The organism is Atribacterota bacterium (assembly GCA_028717805.1).
In the GTDB taxonomy this organism is placed as follows: domain Bacteria; phylum Atribacterota; class Phoenicimicrobiia; order Phoenicimicrobiales; family Stramentimicrobiaceae; genus Stramentimicrobium.
The window spans coordinates 1-15,777 of record JAQUNC010000022.1 but is presented as its reverse complement, the minus strand read 5'-3'; the positions used below and the strand labels follow the sequence as shown (position 1 = coordinate 15,777).

General features: G+C 34.8%; 12 protein-coding genes. 2 read left to right on the top strand and 10 right to left on the bottom strand.

Annotation, left to right across the window (positions count from 1 at the left end; translation table 11 throughout):
- Position 1: 1 nt before the first annotated feature.
- The 7 genes from PHD84_06160 to PHD84_06130 form a co-directional block, all read right to left on the bottom strand.
- Positions 2-484, bottom strand: coding sequence for a flavodoxin (locus tag PHD84_06160; GenBank protein MDD5637380.1), 483 nt, complete (start codon positions 482-484; stop codon positions 2-4).
- 51 nt (positions 485-535) lie between these two features.
- Positions 536-1,165, bottom strand: a complete 630-nt coding sequence (locus PHD84_06155) for a YigZ family protein (GenBank protein MDD5637379.1) — start codon at positions 1,163-1,165, stop codon at positions 536-538.
- 29 nt (positions 1,166-1,194) lie between these two features.
- Positions 1,195-1,647, bottom strand: coding sequence for a hypothetical protein (locus PHD84_06150; GenBank protein MDD5637378.1), 453 nt, complete (start codon positions 1,645-1,647; stop codon positions 1,195-1,197).
- A gap of 117 nt (positions 1,648-1,764) precedes the next feature.
- Positions 1,765-2,304: an isochorismatase family protein gene (locus PHD84_06145; GenBank protein ID MDD5637377.1), complete on the bottom strand. Its 540-nt coding sequence runs from the start codon at positions 2,302-2,304 to the stop codon at positions 1,765-1,767.
- A gap of 50 nt (positions 2,305-2,354) precedes the next feature.
- Positions 2,355-3,422: an NAD(P)H-dependent oxidoreductase gene (locus tag PHD84_06140; protein ID MDD5637376.1), complete on the bottom strand. Its 1,068-nt coding sequence runs from the start codon at positions 3,420-3,422 to the stop codon at positions 2,355-2,357.
- Positions 3,423-4,697, bottom strand: coding sequence for a lactate dehydrogenase (locus PHD84_06135; GenBank protein MDD5637375.1), 1,275 nt, complete (start codon positions 4,695-4,697; stop codon positions 3,423-3,425).
- Positions 4,694-9,670 (bottom strand): cytidyltransferase, encoded by a 4,977-nt coding sequence (locus tag PHD84_06130; protein MDD5637374.1) that lies wholly within the window; start codon positions 9,668-9,670, stop codon positions 4,694-4,696. Before PHD84_06130 ends, PHD84_06135 begins: the two co-directional genes overlap by 4 nt.
- 533 nt (positions 9,671-10,203) lie before the next feature.
- Here PHD84_06130 and PHD84_06125 point away from each other — a divergent pair.
- Both PHD84_06125 and PHD84_06120 read left to right on the top strand, forming a co-directional pair.
- Entirely contained in the window at positions 10,204-10,356 is a 153-nt protein-coding gene (locus PHD84_06125) for a hypothetical protein (protein MDD5637373.1), read from the top strand.
- A gap of 126 nt (positions 10,357-10,482) precedes the next feature.
- Positions 10,483-12,057 (top strand): NAD(P)H-hydrate dehydratase, encoded by a 1,575-nt coding sequence (locus PHD84_06120; protein ID MDD5637372.1) that lies wholly within the window; start codon positions 10,483-10,485, stop codon positions 12,055-12,057.
- A gap of 170 nt (positions 12,058-12,227) precedes the next feature.
- On the opposite strand, the gene PHD84_06115 is transcribed toward PHD84_06120, so the two are convergent.
- From PHD84_06115 to pepF, 3 genes are all read right to left on the bottom strand, one after another.
- Entirely contained in the window at positions 12,228-12,824 is a 597-nt protein-coding gene (locus tag PHD84_06115; protein MDD5637371.1) for a hypothetical protein, read from the bottom strand.
- Positions 12,825-12,909: 85 nt separating this feature from the next.
- A complete protein-coding gene (locus PHD84_06110) occupies positions 12,910-13,635 on the bottom strand; it encodes a toast rack family protein (protein MDD5637370.1) in 726 nt (241 codons plus the stop codon).
- 98 nt (positions 13,636-13,733) lie between these two features.
- Positions 13,734-15,533, bottom strand: a complete 1,800-nt coding sequence (gene pepF / locus PHD84_06105) for an oligoendopeptidase F (protein ID MDD5637369.1) — start codon at positions 15,531-15,533, stop codon at positions 13,734-13,736.
- Positions 15,534-15,777: the final 244 nt, after the last annotated feature.

Below are 15,777 nucleotides of genomic sequence, written 5' to 3'. Positions count from 1 at the left end.
GTCAATCCTTAAGAGCCTGTTTTATTCTGTTAATAAATTCATCAATCATGTCTAAATGGTAGCGCTTTTTTATATCATGATTGGTAAAATTCATTACCGTTACCAGCTTTTGAGCAGTAATATGCTCTACAGTTAAAAATACCTTCTGTGGATCGCTTCCTATGCTGGTGGTAAAAAAAGCAATCCTGGGTATTTTTTCTTTGTATTCCCTGAAAAAACTCAAAATAGGTGTCGACATATTGCCAGCCCAGATAGGTGTTCCCACTACAACTACATCATACTGAGAGAGATCTTTTTCTATCTTGTCAATAGGAATAAACCTTTGTAAATAAGCCTCATTTCCACTGGCTATAAAACCTAACAAACCTTTTCTGCTTTTATGATCGAATATTTCTTCTACCTCTGCTACTAATTTTTCCCCGATTATCTCTGCAATATTTCTGGTTTTCCCCGAACGAGAATAATAGAGTATTAGTGCCTTCATAATTTCCCTCATTTTTCTATTTTTTTGAAATAAGAATTAAGCGAAAGTAAATCAGCCATTTATCCACCTGATGGCACCTGTCTTTATAGAGGCTTTGCCTTGAGTGGTGTTATTAACAAGCTGTTTAATCCATTCCTGCTCTGTTTTAGGAAGTAAGACTAAAAGATTTACTTTCTCTCCATACTTTATATTCCCAATCTTACCGGATTTACTCTCAACAGATTGCAAGATAGGCCCCAATGATCTATATTCTATGCCGTCAATAATAAATTCCTGTAAGGGATATTTCCGTTTCTTCCCTGCTTGCAGTAATCCCATTCGTGCAGTATCTCTATAGGCTTTAATTAATCCACTGATACCTAATTTAATCCCTCCAAAATAACGCACAACTACCACTAGAACATTGGTTACCTCGCCCTGTTTAATAGCCTGCAAGATAGGGGGACCAGCTGAATTGGATGGTTCACCGCTATCTGAATATTGTACTATTTCATCATTTCCAGAACCCAGTCGATAAGCCCAGCAATGATGAGTAGCATCTGGAAACTGTTGGTGAACTGATTTAATAAGCGACCTTGCCTCCTGTTCACTTTCTATTTCCTGTACCAGGGCAATAAAATGACTCTTCTTAATGTTGTTCTCAAGCTTAGTATAATGATCTATGGTTTGAAAATTTTCCATTACATCCATATAGATAAACCGGTTATAGATTAAAATCTATGGTGAAATTTTTGATAACATTCCAAAAACTTCTCCTGGGTTGAGCGGGAATATATTATTAAAATAAGTGTTTTATCTTTATTGTCCTGCTGGTATTTTATAAAAATCCGATAATCTGGTGGAGAAAGGATTGATAGAAAGGATTTTTTCTTTGAGGGGAGATTTATTTCTTTTACCGAGTCCCAGAGTATCTGAAATTTCATTGCTTCTCCGATATTTTCATTCTGCCCACCTCCCAGCAAAGATGACCACCAGCTCTTTTTGGGAAAAGTTTGAAAATAAAATGAGGTATCAGTAAAATACAGTAGTCCCCAGGTTCTCTGCTCTAAATCACTATATCCATCCAGGTATTCACTCATATCTTTTCCCCTGATTTCCTCACCAATTTCCTTCTCTTTTTCCTGCCAGTATTTTACTACATCTTGCCGGATATCTTTATTCAAATTTTCCTCCTTAGCTTATTTAATATAATTTATTTTTATGGTAAATATTTACTTAACCATTACCTTCTACTAAGAACATAACCTTTGTTGGTTAAATAAGAATATGGAAAAATTTCTTTAGACCTGAGCGGATGTTATTATCTGGGCACCTGCTCCCTGTAATTCTGCATACTCCCCGGCAATTTTTTCCTCTTCTTTAGAAAAATTGGCAATAGCATCTCTGATTAGAAAGACCTTAAAGCCCTCCTTTAAAGCATCTAAGGCTGAGGATTTGACGCAATACTCCAGGGCAATTCCACAGAGATAAAGATCGGAAATCCCTCTTTTTTTAAGATAATCAACAGGCTTAATGTTTGTAGCCTCAAAGGTTGAATATCCATCATCCCGGTCTCCGGTTCCTTTATGAAAGACTTGATTAATTTTTTTCTTATGGAGTTCAGGAGGAAATTCAGCACCTTTGCTTCCGGCAACACAATGTATTGGCCACTTTTTAAAATGAACAGATTTTTGAGGATGCCAGTCCTGTGTTGCCAGCACTAAATCAAATTTATCCATTAACTCATTAATAACCGGGGTAACCTGCTCGGCATCCGGTACTGCCAAAGCTCCACCTTTTATAAAGTCATTCTGCACATCAATAATTAATAATGCTTTCATCATGTCACTCCTTCCTAATTTAGCAATATTATCAGTTGCTTAATTTTTCTTTATTTTGTCTGCAAATCAACCTCCTGGTATATATTCTGAGCAAAAAAGGCTGCCCTCTCTCTAATATCAGGAACTTTTTCTACCGCACCCGGATCATTGGCAATAGCTGTTAAAGCAAAGTAAGGCGGAAGTTGAAATCCCTTATTTACATTTAAGGCACCAATTAGCTGAATAGCAACATTTTCACTCCCTGAATTTCCGGAGACAATAATGGCAAAGATGGTCTTCTGACGAAAATTCACCCTCTTGTAAAGAACAGTCAAACGATTGATAACAGCCATCATCTTGGCAGAAATGGCATCATTGTAATTTGGACATAACCAGATTAAATAATCAGCTTTTTCGATAGCTGGTAATATTTCCTGTACCACTATTCCACCATAAAAACAGCTACTCATTTCACTGTAGTGTTTACAGGTTTTATAAAGACAACCTCTACAATCAACAATAGTACCATTTTCAATATATTGTTCCTTTACCGTTCTTCTTCTGTTAAGCGGTAAGCCTTTCTTAACCATTTGCCAGAGCATCATGGTATTGGAATTTTTTTTAGGATTGGAATAAAGCACCAGGATTTCCGGTTGACTGATAATGTTTTTTCTATCCTGCATTAGCCTGAAGACTAAATCACAAGACAATTGTTGATAAATTTTCTCTAAAGTTAGTTTCAAGTTTTTTTGCCAGGTTAAAAAATTCACCAGATTCGCAGTTGCCTCAATTACTGAATGTCCTATATAACGGCAACCTAATTGATTAGTTTGAAATATAATTCGATAGGCGATATATTTGGTCCACAACTCAACAGGACTTTGAATAATAATAGCCCCTTCTGCATTAATTAACGCCTTAGGTCCTCTTTTACTTATAGCTTGTAACATTCTATCCAGACCAATATTAATTCCATACTCATTTAATTCTACTGCCCATAATATTTTTTTGTCCTGTAAAGATGGAATGTCCTTTTCATGTACATAAATCTGGTTTTTATAATTTTTAACCGCCTCTGCTATAACTTTTCTGAATTTTAGTGAAACCTTCCCTGGCATCAGGATAATGAACTCATTCATCTATTTCTCCAAGCTATTTACCTGCTTTTTCAAATTATGATAACTCTGGTATAAATTCTCGAATAATGTGCGTGAAAGGTAAAATTGCTCCCATTCTAAACCAACCGGTGTTTGACGATTTCTGGAACCCCAGAAAATCCCTCCTAAGAATCCAGCACTGTAATGCCATTGCCCTTCCATTAAGGCTAACAGGGAAAAAGCACCTGATGATAGGGCTGGTGCTATATAAGGCTTAAAACCAATTTTTCTTAATTCTATATTAGCCTGCAACACTCTTTCAGTTAAGTGGTAGGATTTCTCCCGGTCATAATGCTCTATATCATCAGCTACTACCAAACCACTGCCATGAGGTCCAAACACCCTGCCCTTACTTAAGTAATGCTTCATATTATCTTCTTGTGCCGCATAATAAGCTGCCCGACCATGCATAACACCTAAACCAAATCCTTTAATCTGGTCGGCAGCAAGCCCTTTTCCGTCCAATGTACCTTCCTCACTGAGATTGCTCGCTAAGAAGGCACTCTGACATAACAAATCAACCGGATCAGAAACAACAGCAAAGATTCCATTAAAATTAGTTTTTCTAGCCCTCTGAGCATAATAATTAATTATGCGGGAATTTGCCTCCAGTTGCATTAATCTGACATCCTGAATTTCTTGCTCCGGCGTGGGAACTCCCATTGATATACAAAAAACTATCAGGTCCGACTGAAAAATCTCCTCAGACTTTAATATCTTCACCAGAGGCAATCTCCTTTGCTCTGAACCATCAATAATCTGGTTTGCTTCCTGCTCCCAGCGAGACATAGCTCTCTCATTAGTATCAAATATTCCAATTCTATTGACTTTTTCTCCACTCATAGAACGCAAAGCAACTAATAACGTTCCTCCCACATTGCCCAGTCCTACAATGTTAATATTCCATTGTTCTGGTGGTGTCCAGCACAATCTTTCTTTCCAGCGAGGATAATTATAATTACAAAGACCAACTTCTCTATTTTTTATTTTTTTCATAATCCAAACTGGAAAATCAGAAAAATCCCGTTCCATATCTTCATATTTGTGCAGGATATTTATTTCTTGTTTTTTGTTCAATATCTGTTCAGGATGAATGAGAGCAACTAAAGGACTGACTTTTTGCCAAGCTCTATCCTGGAGGTAGTAAATAAATCTATTCTCTTTAATATTTGGATTTTTAGGATCAATCGTCTGTAAATTATTTATTTTCAGTTTGGAAAAAAGTATTTTTTTGTGAAACCGGTAGTAATAAATCATAACTCTTCCCTTCCTATAGTAAATTCCTGAGAATAAGGAAATCGCAATAAATCGCCCTGCTTGTTTTTAGTGCTTTTTTCCCATATTCTTCGTAATAATTCCAGGTCATTTGCTAAATACATTGAGGTAGACAGGGAAAGATTGTAATCCATGTGTTTGCCATGATCTGGATAACGTGGATAAATCAGTACTTCACCTAAATGCTGCAAGGTTAGCTTGCGGTGATAATCTGTCTGATACTCTTCTTCTAAGGCTTTAACAATCTGAATGGCATTTTCAATACATATTTCCGAAAACTGATAAATTGTTTCTAAATCAACCTCCTTTAAAAAAACTGGATAGGCATAGGGAAGAATCATATTAATTGATCTTACTAAACTGCCCTGTTCTGGTTCTGTTCGATATAAGCCATCGCCTCCGATAAAGGGGCACAAATCACTCTCATTGAACCACACTCGAAGGTTAGGTATAAAATAAGCGCTATCAACCGGGCGTTTTTGAATCATGGCTAATTCTTTGCCTCTGGCAGATAATAAACCTACAATTATTTTGTGAACTTTAATATTTTCTTTATTTAATATCGGACGTAATGCCTTAAGTCGATAACCTTTATGAAGCAAATCATCAATTAGCAAGACAGGTCTATTAAAAGATTTAATCATCTTAACCTGATTTTCTAAACTCATATAATACCCAAAAGAATCTATCTTAAAATGTTTCATATCTGGTGAAAATATTTTGTCAGTATGTAAGGATTTAGTGACAGTATTTGGTACCACCATTTTATGTAGAATCTTACCAAAAGGAACACACATCAGGGATCCTAATTGCCTGTTATTGTTTTGTTCAGTAGGAACACCATTTTCCTGGCATATCTTGGTTGCAATAGCCTGGTTAATTAAGTCAATATCAAAAGGAATTAATAAATGTCCAGGATAAAGGTGGGTCATTGCTCTCTGTAACCTCTGTCGAGCAAGGTTTATAATCTCCATAATCCGGCATTTGTGAACAAATGGTTCTTTAATTAAGGTTTCTATATCCAGACTTATAGTACATGGTTTTCTGATATCTACTGTCATTATGGTTGAAATTCGGGTATTAGTAATTGATAATCTGGTAAACCCAAAAAGTTCCAGAGTATTTATCAGTTCATTTGTGTCAACCTCCGGAAGCATACTTTTAAAAACAGCATAATCGTAATCTTTCCTGATACAGAAGGTCAGTGCTTCTGTTAAAACTATTTGCTTATAATTTTTAAACTTCTCATAGTTCCGAATAGTATCTCTGGTAAATACTCCATCAATGATAATGGTACGGCCACTGGCAGAGTCTCTTATATGCTGGGAAATAATATTATCTTCAAATTCATAATACAATTCGCTAGCCCGAACCCAATGCACTGCTGCAAATCCCAATATTTTCTCATTTTCTCGGGTATCCTGTAAAAGAATTAGGCGGGGATTAAGCTTCTGGTTAAATTTTTGTAGACTTTTTAATGCCTTCCCTCTAATATCTTCCGGAAATACCTCCATGACCAATTTTTCTAAAAATGAGTCATCAAAATCTTCTACCACTTCAACTTTAGTGTATACCTTTTGCAATGTTGATTTATACTGGGGTTCTCTCTGATATAAACCCATTTGATAGATATAGCGTTCCACCAGAGGATCAACTAAATCTGAAATGTCGCGGTGTTCATCAATATTCTTCCTAATCTGGCTGGAACTTATATCTTCGAAAGGAGCTTGTAGATTAAGATGAATAACGCCAGAAGAAAATTTTTCAATAATTCGTTGGTAATTTTCTTGCTCTTGTTCTGATAAATAATATCCTTTCCGACCAAAAATAATATGGGGAAAACTAAAAATTAGACTATTTTCTTTAGCTTCCCTATAAGCAGAAGCATTTAAGAGAACATCACTCCCTGCTACAATATAAGTTACAGAGTCGGAAAATTGCTTTTTGAGCTCTTCTAAATCGAGAGGATTGGCAATATTGCTTGCTAAATTTTCAGGATAGAGATAGACATTCAATTCATCAGCAATGGACATATTAATCAGATGTTTTCGAAAAAGATGGGGTTGGGTTCTCTTAGACCAGGAAAATTCATCTACTGATAGATAAACCTCCATTCCCAATTTCTCAATTTCTCTTACTATTTGTTTGTGGCTCAGAGAAAAGGGATCAAAGGTACCAGGGAAAAAGGCAATAGATTTGGGAACCGGAAGCTTTATAGAACCTTCAGAAAAATTATAATTAGAAATAAAAATATAAATCTGATGCAAAGAAACTGTATTAACAAAAAATAACAGGTTATCCTGTTGAGACATAGGCGTAACCAAATTAAGCAGCTTTTTGGCAATAAGCCTGAATATTTTTTCCTTTTCATTTAAGGAAAGATGGCGTGAGGCAAATATTTCCTTACCAATGACTCTTGAGGTAACACGCTTGACCATTGAATTATGATGAGCCAGTCCATTCATTAAAATTCCCAACATCCGATTTAATCTATTTTGAAATAAATATGCTTGTTCAGCATATCTATCCTGATATGGAGCATATCGGCTAATTGCCACAGCCATAGTACGAATAAGCAAGGTACAGCTCCATTGATCAGCAATTTTAATCTTTTCCTCCAGATCATCAATGAATTCATCAATCTCGCGGGGGGGTAAAAAAGGAATTGACTGGCCTAAATAATAAGGAATATATTTAGTATATTGATAATCATCAATCTCCAGAGCCTTTAAAAGCTCAATAGATATGTCATTCTTCTGCTCCACAGTCAGATGAGGAATAATAGTTATGAGGGCATTACCAGCATAATTTCGAACTGGTTCATGACTACTCACCTTTAATATATTACAAAAATGTAATGCGATATAGACGGTCTCCTCTTTATTTGCTATGGCCCTTTCCTTCAACATATCAATCTGCACCTTCTTGATAATAGCCTCAGTGGATGATTTAAGATTATTTAAATACATTCGATCAATCTTTTCTTCATCTTGCTGGCAATATTGACGGAAATGATTTACCAGAGTTGAATCAACGTTTAGTTTATTGATTATTTTATATTTCAAATAGTTTTCTGCCGGAATAAGTGAATATTCTTTCCTTTCTTTTAAAATTGAATAACATTTATTACGGAAGGTGTCTTTTTCTGGTATCTTATCTAACATATTCTCCATTACATCAAGAGCAGTAATGGATATGGTATATTCCTCTTGAAAAACAAAGTAAGTTAGAAAATCGCTAAAGACCGGATCAAAGGTCTCCCCCGGTAAGACAGGAATACTTTTTAGTGTCTGCAACAAACAGATAATATGATTAAGGGGTAGCTGATGATCATAATTTTTTTGGTAAAACTCTTTAATAATATTTAAATATCGAGCTTGCTGCTTGATTTGACTATATTCAAATAAGGTCTCAATCATAAATGGTAAATTATCTCTAACTCTACGCTGGCTGAGTTCAGAAGCCTTGTATGATGGTTCTAAGAATAAACCTATGTATTTTTCCAGTAATTCTGTACTTCTTACTTCAGGGGGAATAAGGCACATATCTTCTGGTATTTCTTTACGATATTGCTCGTCAAAATTAGAAATGAGATAACCAATAAGTTTAGCACCTCTTCTTCTTACTCCTTCCTCCGGGAAAATAAGCTGTTCATACAAAAATTTTAATACCAGCAGTTTCTCGTTCTGATTAAGATAGGCAGCATATTCAGAAAAAATTCTTAAATATTCTTGCACATTTTGCCAGTTCCCATCGCTACGCGCTGATTCAAGAATAGAGTTTATGGATGTTTCATTCCTCAACTGATGCATTAATTGAAAACTGTGCTCCAGAGAAAGATATTTGCTTTGTTGAATTACATCTTTTCCATGAAGCAAGGCAAAATATCGGGCTTTTCTTACCGGTTTATAATCTTTTCCTGGCAATGGATTGGCTTTTACCTCTACTCCTTTTTCTATCAGAAAATCTTCAAAATCCTTTAATTTGTCAAATACCCTACGATATCTTTTCTCTTTTCTATCGTCCACATTATCCAGTTTTTTTAAGATAACCTGAAAAGATTCATTAAGATTATATATATACATCTCACCGGGATTTTCTTTATTCTTTACTCGAAAATCGGAGTAAATTAAAATTAAGGACTCCAGGGAAAGATTTTCCAATTCTAAATCCCATACGGAATGATTAACTGCAATGTGACCAATATAAGGAATATTGTGCTGATGAAACCAGATATCGGTATAATAATAGTGCAGGTAAGGAACCCTTTCTTGCTCCCTATGTCGACAACCATATTTACCAATATCATGACCGGCAGCAGAACCAGAAATAACTCCCAAATCAACGGGAAGTCCCTGTTTTTGTATCTGCCGGCCAATGCTTAAAGCTAAAGCATGAACGCCACAGATATGTTCCAGAGTATTGTATTCATAGATTTCCCTACTTAGAGCCATCATTTCATAAACAAAAAGGGAATCAAAGGCATTCAGGAAATTATGGTATTCTTCCGGTTGTTCCAATACCCTAATTTCTTTAGTTGATAAGAAAGTAAGGGGATATTGAGCTAAAAAGGATTTTTTATCATGTTGATAGTATCTGGGGAGAAAAAAGCGATACGTTAATAAAAAGAGATAAAATAGCTTTCTTTTGGCTATAGGTAGCCTCTCAAATTCTGGCCTGCTCTCCGGGAAGGACAGGTATTGACAGAAATGGTAGATTTCCTTCAATGTTTTCTCTGCGCTTTCTATCTGCTCAATTTCCTGCATTCTGTTTAAGAACAAATCTAAAATAGTTATAGCTTGAAATTTTTTGGCCTTTATCATTGACGATAATTTTTCTCTAAATCCAGGGGCTTCATTTAACGACTGGATATCATCATGGTTAATTTCATACTTTTGCATGGCCTCGTTCCGGAATAACTCTTCAAATAATTCTTTAATTAATACATCTGTCATATTTTCACCACAGTTTCAATATAATATATATTGTTATTATTATAATTATTATATAATATTTTACTATCTTTAGCCTGGTAATCCAACACTTACTATTCTAAAATATATATTATTACCTTTATCTTTTACCGAAAGATGTTGTAAAATTATTTCATAGTATCCGAATTTCAAAAAATTTCAATAATATGAAATATTCCTTTAAAATAAGTTAAATAAAGTACAAAAGGTATATAATGCCTGTTATTTTTTATACCTTAGGAAAAAATGAGATTTATTGTATAATATATTAAAGACAGGGTAATCAGGGGAGATGCTCTCTGAAAACTCTCAAAGGAAATAATTCTATAAAGAAAATTATCTGGTGTTAGAAGTAAGATAGGCTTCAAGAGAATATCAAATACTGAATTTGATCTTAATTACCAATAGAAAGGAATGTAGCGCTATGCCCAACTATAGCTATAAATGTCAGGACTGCTCTTGTGTCTTTAATGTAAGGGCTTCAATTAAGGAAATGGAGAAGGGTAATTTTTCCTGTGAACGATGCGGGAGTAAAAATATTAGAAGGTTATTTGATGGTTTTGGGTATTGTAAAACTAATGGCAGCTATTCTTCAGCAAACTCTGGTTGTACCAGTTGTCAGGGTGGAAATTGTTCTACCTGCAATCGCTGATAGGAAGCAATTATAGTAAGTGGATTTTTTCTAATTAATACTTTTACCCGGTGAGAAAGTATAATTGATTAGTCACTCATACTGTATATATAACAATATCTTGCCATTAGGAAAATCTGGAATTTATGAAGGAGAAAAGGAAATGAAAATTGCCCGAGTATCAGAAATGCAAAAGATGGATCGGGAAGCAATCCAGAAATATAAGATAAGCGATGAACTATTAATGGAAAACGCTGGATTGGCTGTTTATTATGCTATAGCAAAAGAATTTAATATCCTGGAGAATCATTTTTTTATTTTCTGCGGAAGTGGTAACAATGGTGGAGATGGACTGGTAGTAGCCAGAAAACTACATTCCTGTGGCGCTTATGTCAAGATCTGTTTGCTGGATAATCCAGAAAAGTTTAAAGGTGTGGCACAAAAAAACTGGCAGATAATTGAAAAATTACCTCTTCCCATCTTTCTTACCCCTTCTGAGACAGAATTAAATTCATTAATTATGCCCAATGACATTATTATTGATGCCATATTTGGAACTGGTTTAACCAGAGATATTTCGGGATACCACTATCAAATTATTCAATTAATAAATGAAAAGAATAACCGGATTATCAGTGTAGACATTCCTTCCGGTATAAATGGTAACACTGGTGATGTTAATGGCATTGCCATAAAAGCAGACTATACCATAACCTTTGGCTTACCCAAGGTAGGAAACATACTCTATCCTGGTTATCACTATGGAGGAACACTTTTAGTAAGCCATATCTCTTTCCCCCCTGAATTATATGATAATGACCAACTGAATATCCATATAAATACATCCTTGATACTTCCAGAGCGACAACCTGATGGACATAAAGGCACCTTTGGCCATGCTCTCTTTATTGCTGGCGCACCAAACTATTATGGTGCTCCTTATTTTGCTTCCCTGTCCTTCCTTAAAGCAGGAGGTGGTTATTCTCGTCTGGCAGCTCCCTCTTCTCTCATTCCCTATATCAGCAACAAAGCAAGTGAAGTGGTATTCCTGCCTCAAAAAGAAACGGATGTCGGAACAATTGATTTAACTGCCTTTAATGAACTGGTGCAATGGTCAGAAAAAATGGATATTGTTATTATAGGACCAGGCTTATCCTTACAAGAAGAAACACAAGCATTGATTAAAAAGTTAATTATCGAGATAAAAAAACCGTTGCTCATTGATGGTGATGGAATTACTGCTTTGAGCCAGGATATCTCTATCTTAAATACACGTCAGTATCCAACTATATTAACTCCTCATCTTGGTGAAATGTCTGGCTTAATTAAGGAATCTGTTTCCAAAATAAAAAAAGAACTCCTCAGGTTAGTGGAAGAATTTTGTAAGAAGTATAGTTCTATTCTGGTAGTGAAAGGAGCCCATTCGCTAATTGGTCTACCCTCTGGTGAAATATATATCAATATGACCGGAAATAGCGGCATGGCTACTGCCGGTGCAGGTGATGTATTGACCGGTACCATAGCGGCAATGTTCACTCTGGGATTACCGATAGAATCAGCAGTAAGAGAAGGTGTCTTAGTTCATGGTTTAGCCGGGGATTTAGCTGCTTGCGCAAAGGGACCAGATGGAATTACCGCTCAGGATATTCTAAACCATCTGCCTCCAGCAGTGAAGATAATTCGGGAAGAGAAAAATAAAGACAAGCAGTATATATTTACTGGAATAAATACTATTTAAAGATAGCGGATTTTTCTAAATTAGCAACAATATATGCCCGGTAAGATTTTAAGATAGAGTACCGTTAGCACAATTATCACATTTGAGACTACAATTAGAATTTTTTAGAAAAATATTTTTTGAGATTAATTTAAAGAATTGCCCAGGGGAATAATTCCCCTTGAACATCTTTATTTGGCCAAAAAATCCTCAAACTCCTGCAAAAAATCCTGTAAATCAATTACTGATCTATTTTTCTCATATCCAGTAACCTTTTTATTCTGAATGGCTTCCACCAGCCATCCTTCATTGACATAAATTATTTGATCATGATAATCCAGCTGGTAACTGTTGCCCTTTTTTTTCACACTTAGAGGAAAATCATTTTCTTGAAAAACCTTCCAGACATGGTATCCCAGCTTTACTTCTTCCGCTTCTGGCAAAACCTTAAGATTCCCATAACGATTGTCCCAGGATTTTACCTTCCAGTTGGTGTCAAAATAGATTGGTGAATGATGGTAATAATAAATGCATTCCTCTTCCTCTATGCGATCCGGAACACCCATTACTTCCTGTACTTCCTTTTCTGTAAAACCAATTTTAATGGGTCCCGAGCCTGGTTTTTTTGTCATAAGATCTTGTTCCTGCTTATAAAAGAAATAATCTATTGAAGACCAACCCTCTGCTGGAGCTGATTTGCCATTGGACTGTTCATTACTATAAACAGGAATATTTATCAGTATAAAAAATATAAATAAAAATACCAGCATCCTTACTTCTTTTTTCATAACTAAAATAACCTCCTGAGAATATTTTTATAATTATTCTTATATCTTCTCATATCTTCGCAATTTTTTTATATTAGAAGTGAAATTATATCAAATTAACGTCAATAAAACCTATTCCAATTATGATAGTAACATATATTTTCTTCTCTGTTAAATCAAAGACTGAATTATAATAATAATTATTGATTCGGTCAAAGCCATCACATCTTATCCTACTTAATGCTCCTTTAATCCAGATCCGTATCCCAGCATCACGAGGTAGGTTAAGTGTAGTATGACCAATTCCACCGAAAATGTTAATAGTTATATCATCCTGATAATCTCCTGTCAGATCAATAATAGTATCTCCAGTACCCAAAGCAGCTTTTAAATCAGTTAAGTTTATAGAACTCAAGTCAAGATGATTTTCTCCGCTACCCATAATCACATCCAATGACAGAGGAATCGTCTTATTAAATAGCAAAGACCAATTATTCACCAGGGGGGCAAAAATATCTTTTTCGCTATCCTGAATTATTTTTAAATTCCCTATCCCGTTTTCCACCACATAATTAATCTGGGGAATCCAACTTTCTAAGTTATAGGAAAAATGAGAAAGAAGTAAAGGTGATTGGTTTAATCCATGAATATTAAGATTTCCCTTATAGACTGCAATGGTAGCATCAACCTTTTGAGCTTCCATTAAATCAACAACAATTGTTTCAGAAACCAAGTCTCCTGTATCCCAACAACCATTGAGAAATAGCAAAGCAATGCTCATCATTATTGTTAATATTAGTAAAATAGAGGGAGACCAATCATGCTTTTTCATTAATCTTCATCTTTCCAGTATTTTATTTACGCAAAGAAAAAAATTAAAGTATTATTTTCATTTTACTATAATCGAATAAAAACTTTGTACTATATATTTTACAACTGTTCTAATAACCCTGTAAATAAGCTTAGAGCATCCTCCAGATAACCAGAAGAGGTCGGATCAATGCCAGTATTTTTTAAAATGGAAATGGGGTAATCAGAGCTTCCTCTTTTGAGAAAACCAAGATATCTTGCCGCAACAGACGAACCATCCTCAATTATTTTTCGGGTAAGAGCAATAGCCACAGCAAAACCAATAGCATATTGATAGACATAGTAATGATAAAAGAAATGTGGTATTCTTGCCCATTCCATACTTATTGCCCTATCTATTATAACATTTTCTCCATAGTAAAATTGATTCGAGTCAATATATTTCTGACAAAGAAAATCCGCAGTTAGCGCTTCTCCTTTTTCCTGAGCTTGATGGATCAGGAGTTCAAATTCGGCAAACATTGCCTGTCGAAAGAAAGTAGTCCTGAACTGTTCCAGGAAATGATTCAGGATAATAATCTTCTCTCTTTTATTTTTTAACTTACTCAACAGATAATAGGTTAGCAATACTTCATTGGTGGTAGAGGCAATTTCTGCCAGAAAAATAGAAATATCACTATAAATAAATGGCTGATCCTTATGAGCCAGAAAACTATGCACAGAATGTCCTAATTCATGAGTTAGGGTAAAAACATCTTCCAGTGTACCCTGATAATTCATCAAAATATATGGTTTACTACGATAACTGCCGGTAGAATAAGCACCACTGGTCTTTCCTTCATTCTCATACACATCAATCCATCTCTCCCGAAAACCTTCTTTTACAATTGATAAATATACTTCACCCAAGGGTTTGAGACTTTCCAAAATGATATTCTGAGCTTCCGGATAATCCACCGTTAATGTTTCTGCTATCAAGGGTGCATACATATCATACATACGCAATCTGTCTAAATCTAGGTAATCACATTTTAATTGCATATATTTATGTAAAAAATGAATATTTTGATGAACAAGGTCCAGTAAATTAGAATAAACCTTTACTGGTATATTATCTTTAAATAAAGCCGCCTCCAGACTATCTTTATATTTTCTGATAGAGCTGTAAAATTGATCTTTTTTAATGCTTCCTGCCAACAAGGTAGCATAAATATTGCGATGTTGCTGGTATGTCTGATAGTATCCCTGAAATATTTTTTTACGAAATTCCCTATTCTTATTTCTTAGCAGGGTAATGAAATTACTATGGGTAATAGGAGTTATTATACCATTTTTATCTCTTATTTTGGGAAAACTAAGATCAGCATAACTAAGTAATTCAAAGGAATATTCAAAAACCTGTGCCATTTCTCCCGTACGTGAAATAATTCGTTCTTCCTCCGGAGAAAGTATATGCTCTTTCTTTCTGTAAATATCTTCCAGGTAGTGTTGATAAACTTTTAACTGTTTATTCCCCTGTAACCATTTTTTTAACTTACCCTGTTCTAAGGATAGAATCCCCGGTTCGATAAAAGAAAGGCTTTCCTCTGCTTTAACTAACAGAGTGGAGGCTTGATAAAAAAATGACTGGTAAATATTATTATTATTATCTTCATCCTTACGCATATGAGCATAGGTATATATTTTTTGAAGTAATGTAGAAATTTTATCCTTCAATTGCAGACATTTAAGAAATGAATCTACTTCCCGGGTAAAATTAGGTTTTAATGCTAATAGTTTACTAAGTAATTCTTCTATTTTTAGACAATCCTTTTGCCATTGCTCATCTTTTTCATAAAGAGAATCAATATCCCAGCGAAACTTATCAGATATCTGGCTTCTGGGTATTATTTTGCTTTTTTTGTTGGAAGCTTTTGCCATAGAATCCTTCCCCGGGTGAACTATTGTAATAGTATATCGTATAACATATACCGTGTCATTTGATTTAAAGTTTTCGGTTCTCGGTTTTTGGTTCAAATCTCATTATATTTAACCAACACATAGGTTACACTGTTTACACCTGCTGTTTCTTTTTTACAGTATAAAATGATGATGATACTAAGTCAATTTTACCTATGGGAAAATCACTAAACCATACATCTAAGGTGTATTCATCTTCATAAGT

Coding starts and splice junctions, on each gene's coding strand:
- PHD84_06130 (MDD5637374.1), bottom strand. CDS start 9,670: ATGACAGATGTATTAATTAAAGAATTATTTGAAGAGTTATTCCGGAAC.
- PHD84_06140 (MDD5637376.1), bottom strand. CDS start 3,422: ATGAATGAGTTCATTATCCTGATGCCAGGGAAGGTTTCACTAAAATTC.
- PHD84_06110 (MDD5637370.1), bottom strand. CDS start 13,635: ATGAAAAAGCATGATTGGTCTCCCTCTATTTTACTAATATTAACAATA.
- PHD84_06160 (MDD5637380.1), bottom strand. CDS start 484: ATGAAGGCACTAATACTCTATTATTCTCGTTCGGGGAAAACCAGAAAT.
- PHD84_06120 (MDD5637372.1), top strand. CDS start 10,483: ATGAAAATTGCCCGAGTATCAGAAATGCAAAAGATGGATCGGGAAGCA.
- pepF (MDD5637369.1), bottom strand. CDS start 15,533: ATGGCAAAAGCTTCCAACAAAAAAAGCAAAATAATACCCAGAAGCCAG.
- PHD84_06145 (MDD5637377.1), bottom strand. CDS start 2,304: ATGAAAGCATTATTAATTATTGATGTGCAGAATGACTTTATAAAAGGT.
- PHD84_06135 (MDD5637375.1), bottom strand. CDS start 4,697: ATGATTTATTACTACCGGTTTCACAAAAAAATACTTTTTTCCAAACTG.
- PHD84_06155 (MDD5637379.1), bottom strand. CDS start 1,165: ATGGAAAATTTTCAAACCATAGATCATTATACTAAGCTTGAGAACAAC.
- PHD84_06115 (MDD5637371.1), bottom strand. CDS start 12,824: ATGAAAAAAGAAGTAAGGATGCTGGTATTTTTATTTATATTTTTTATA.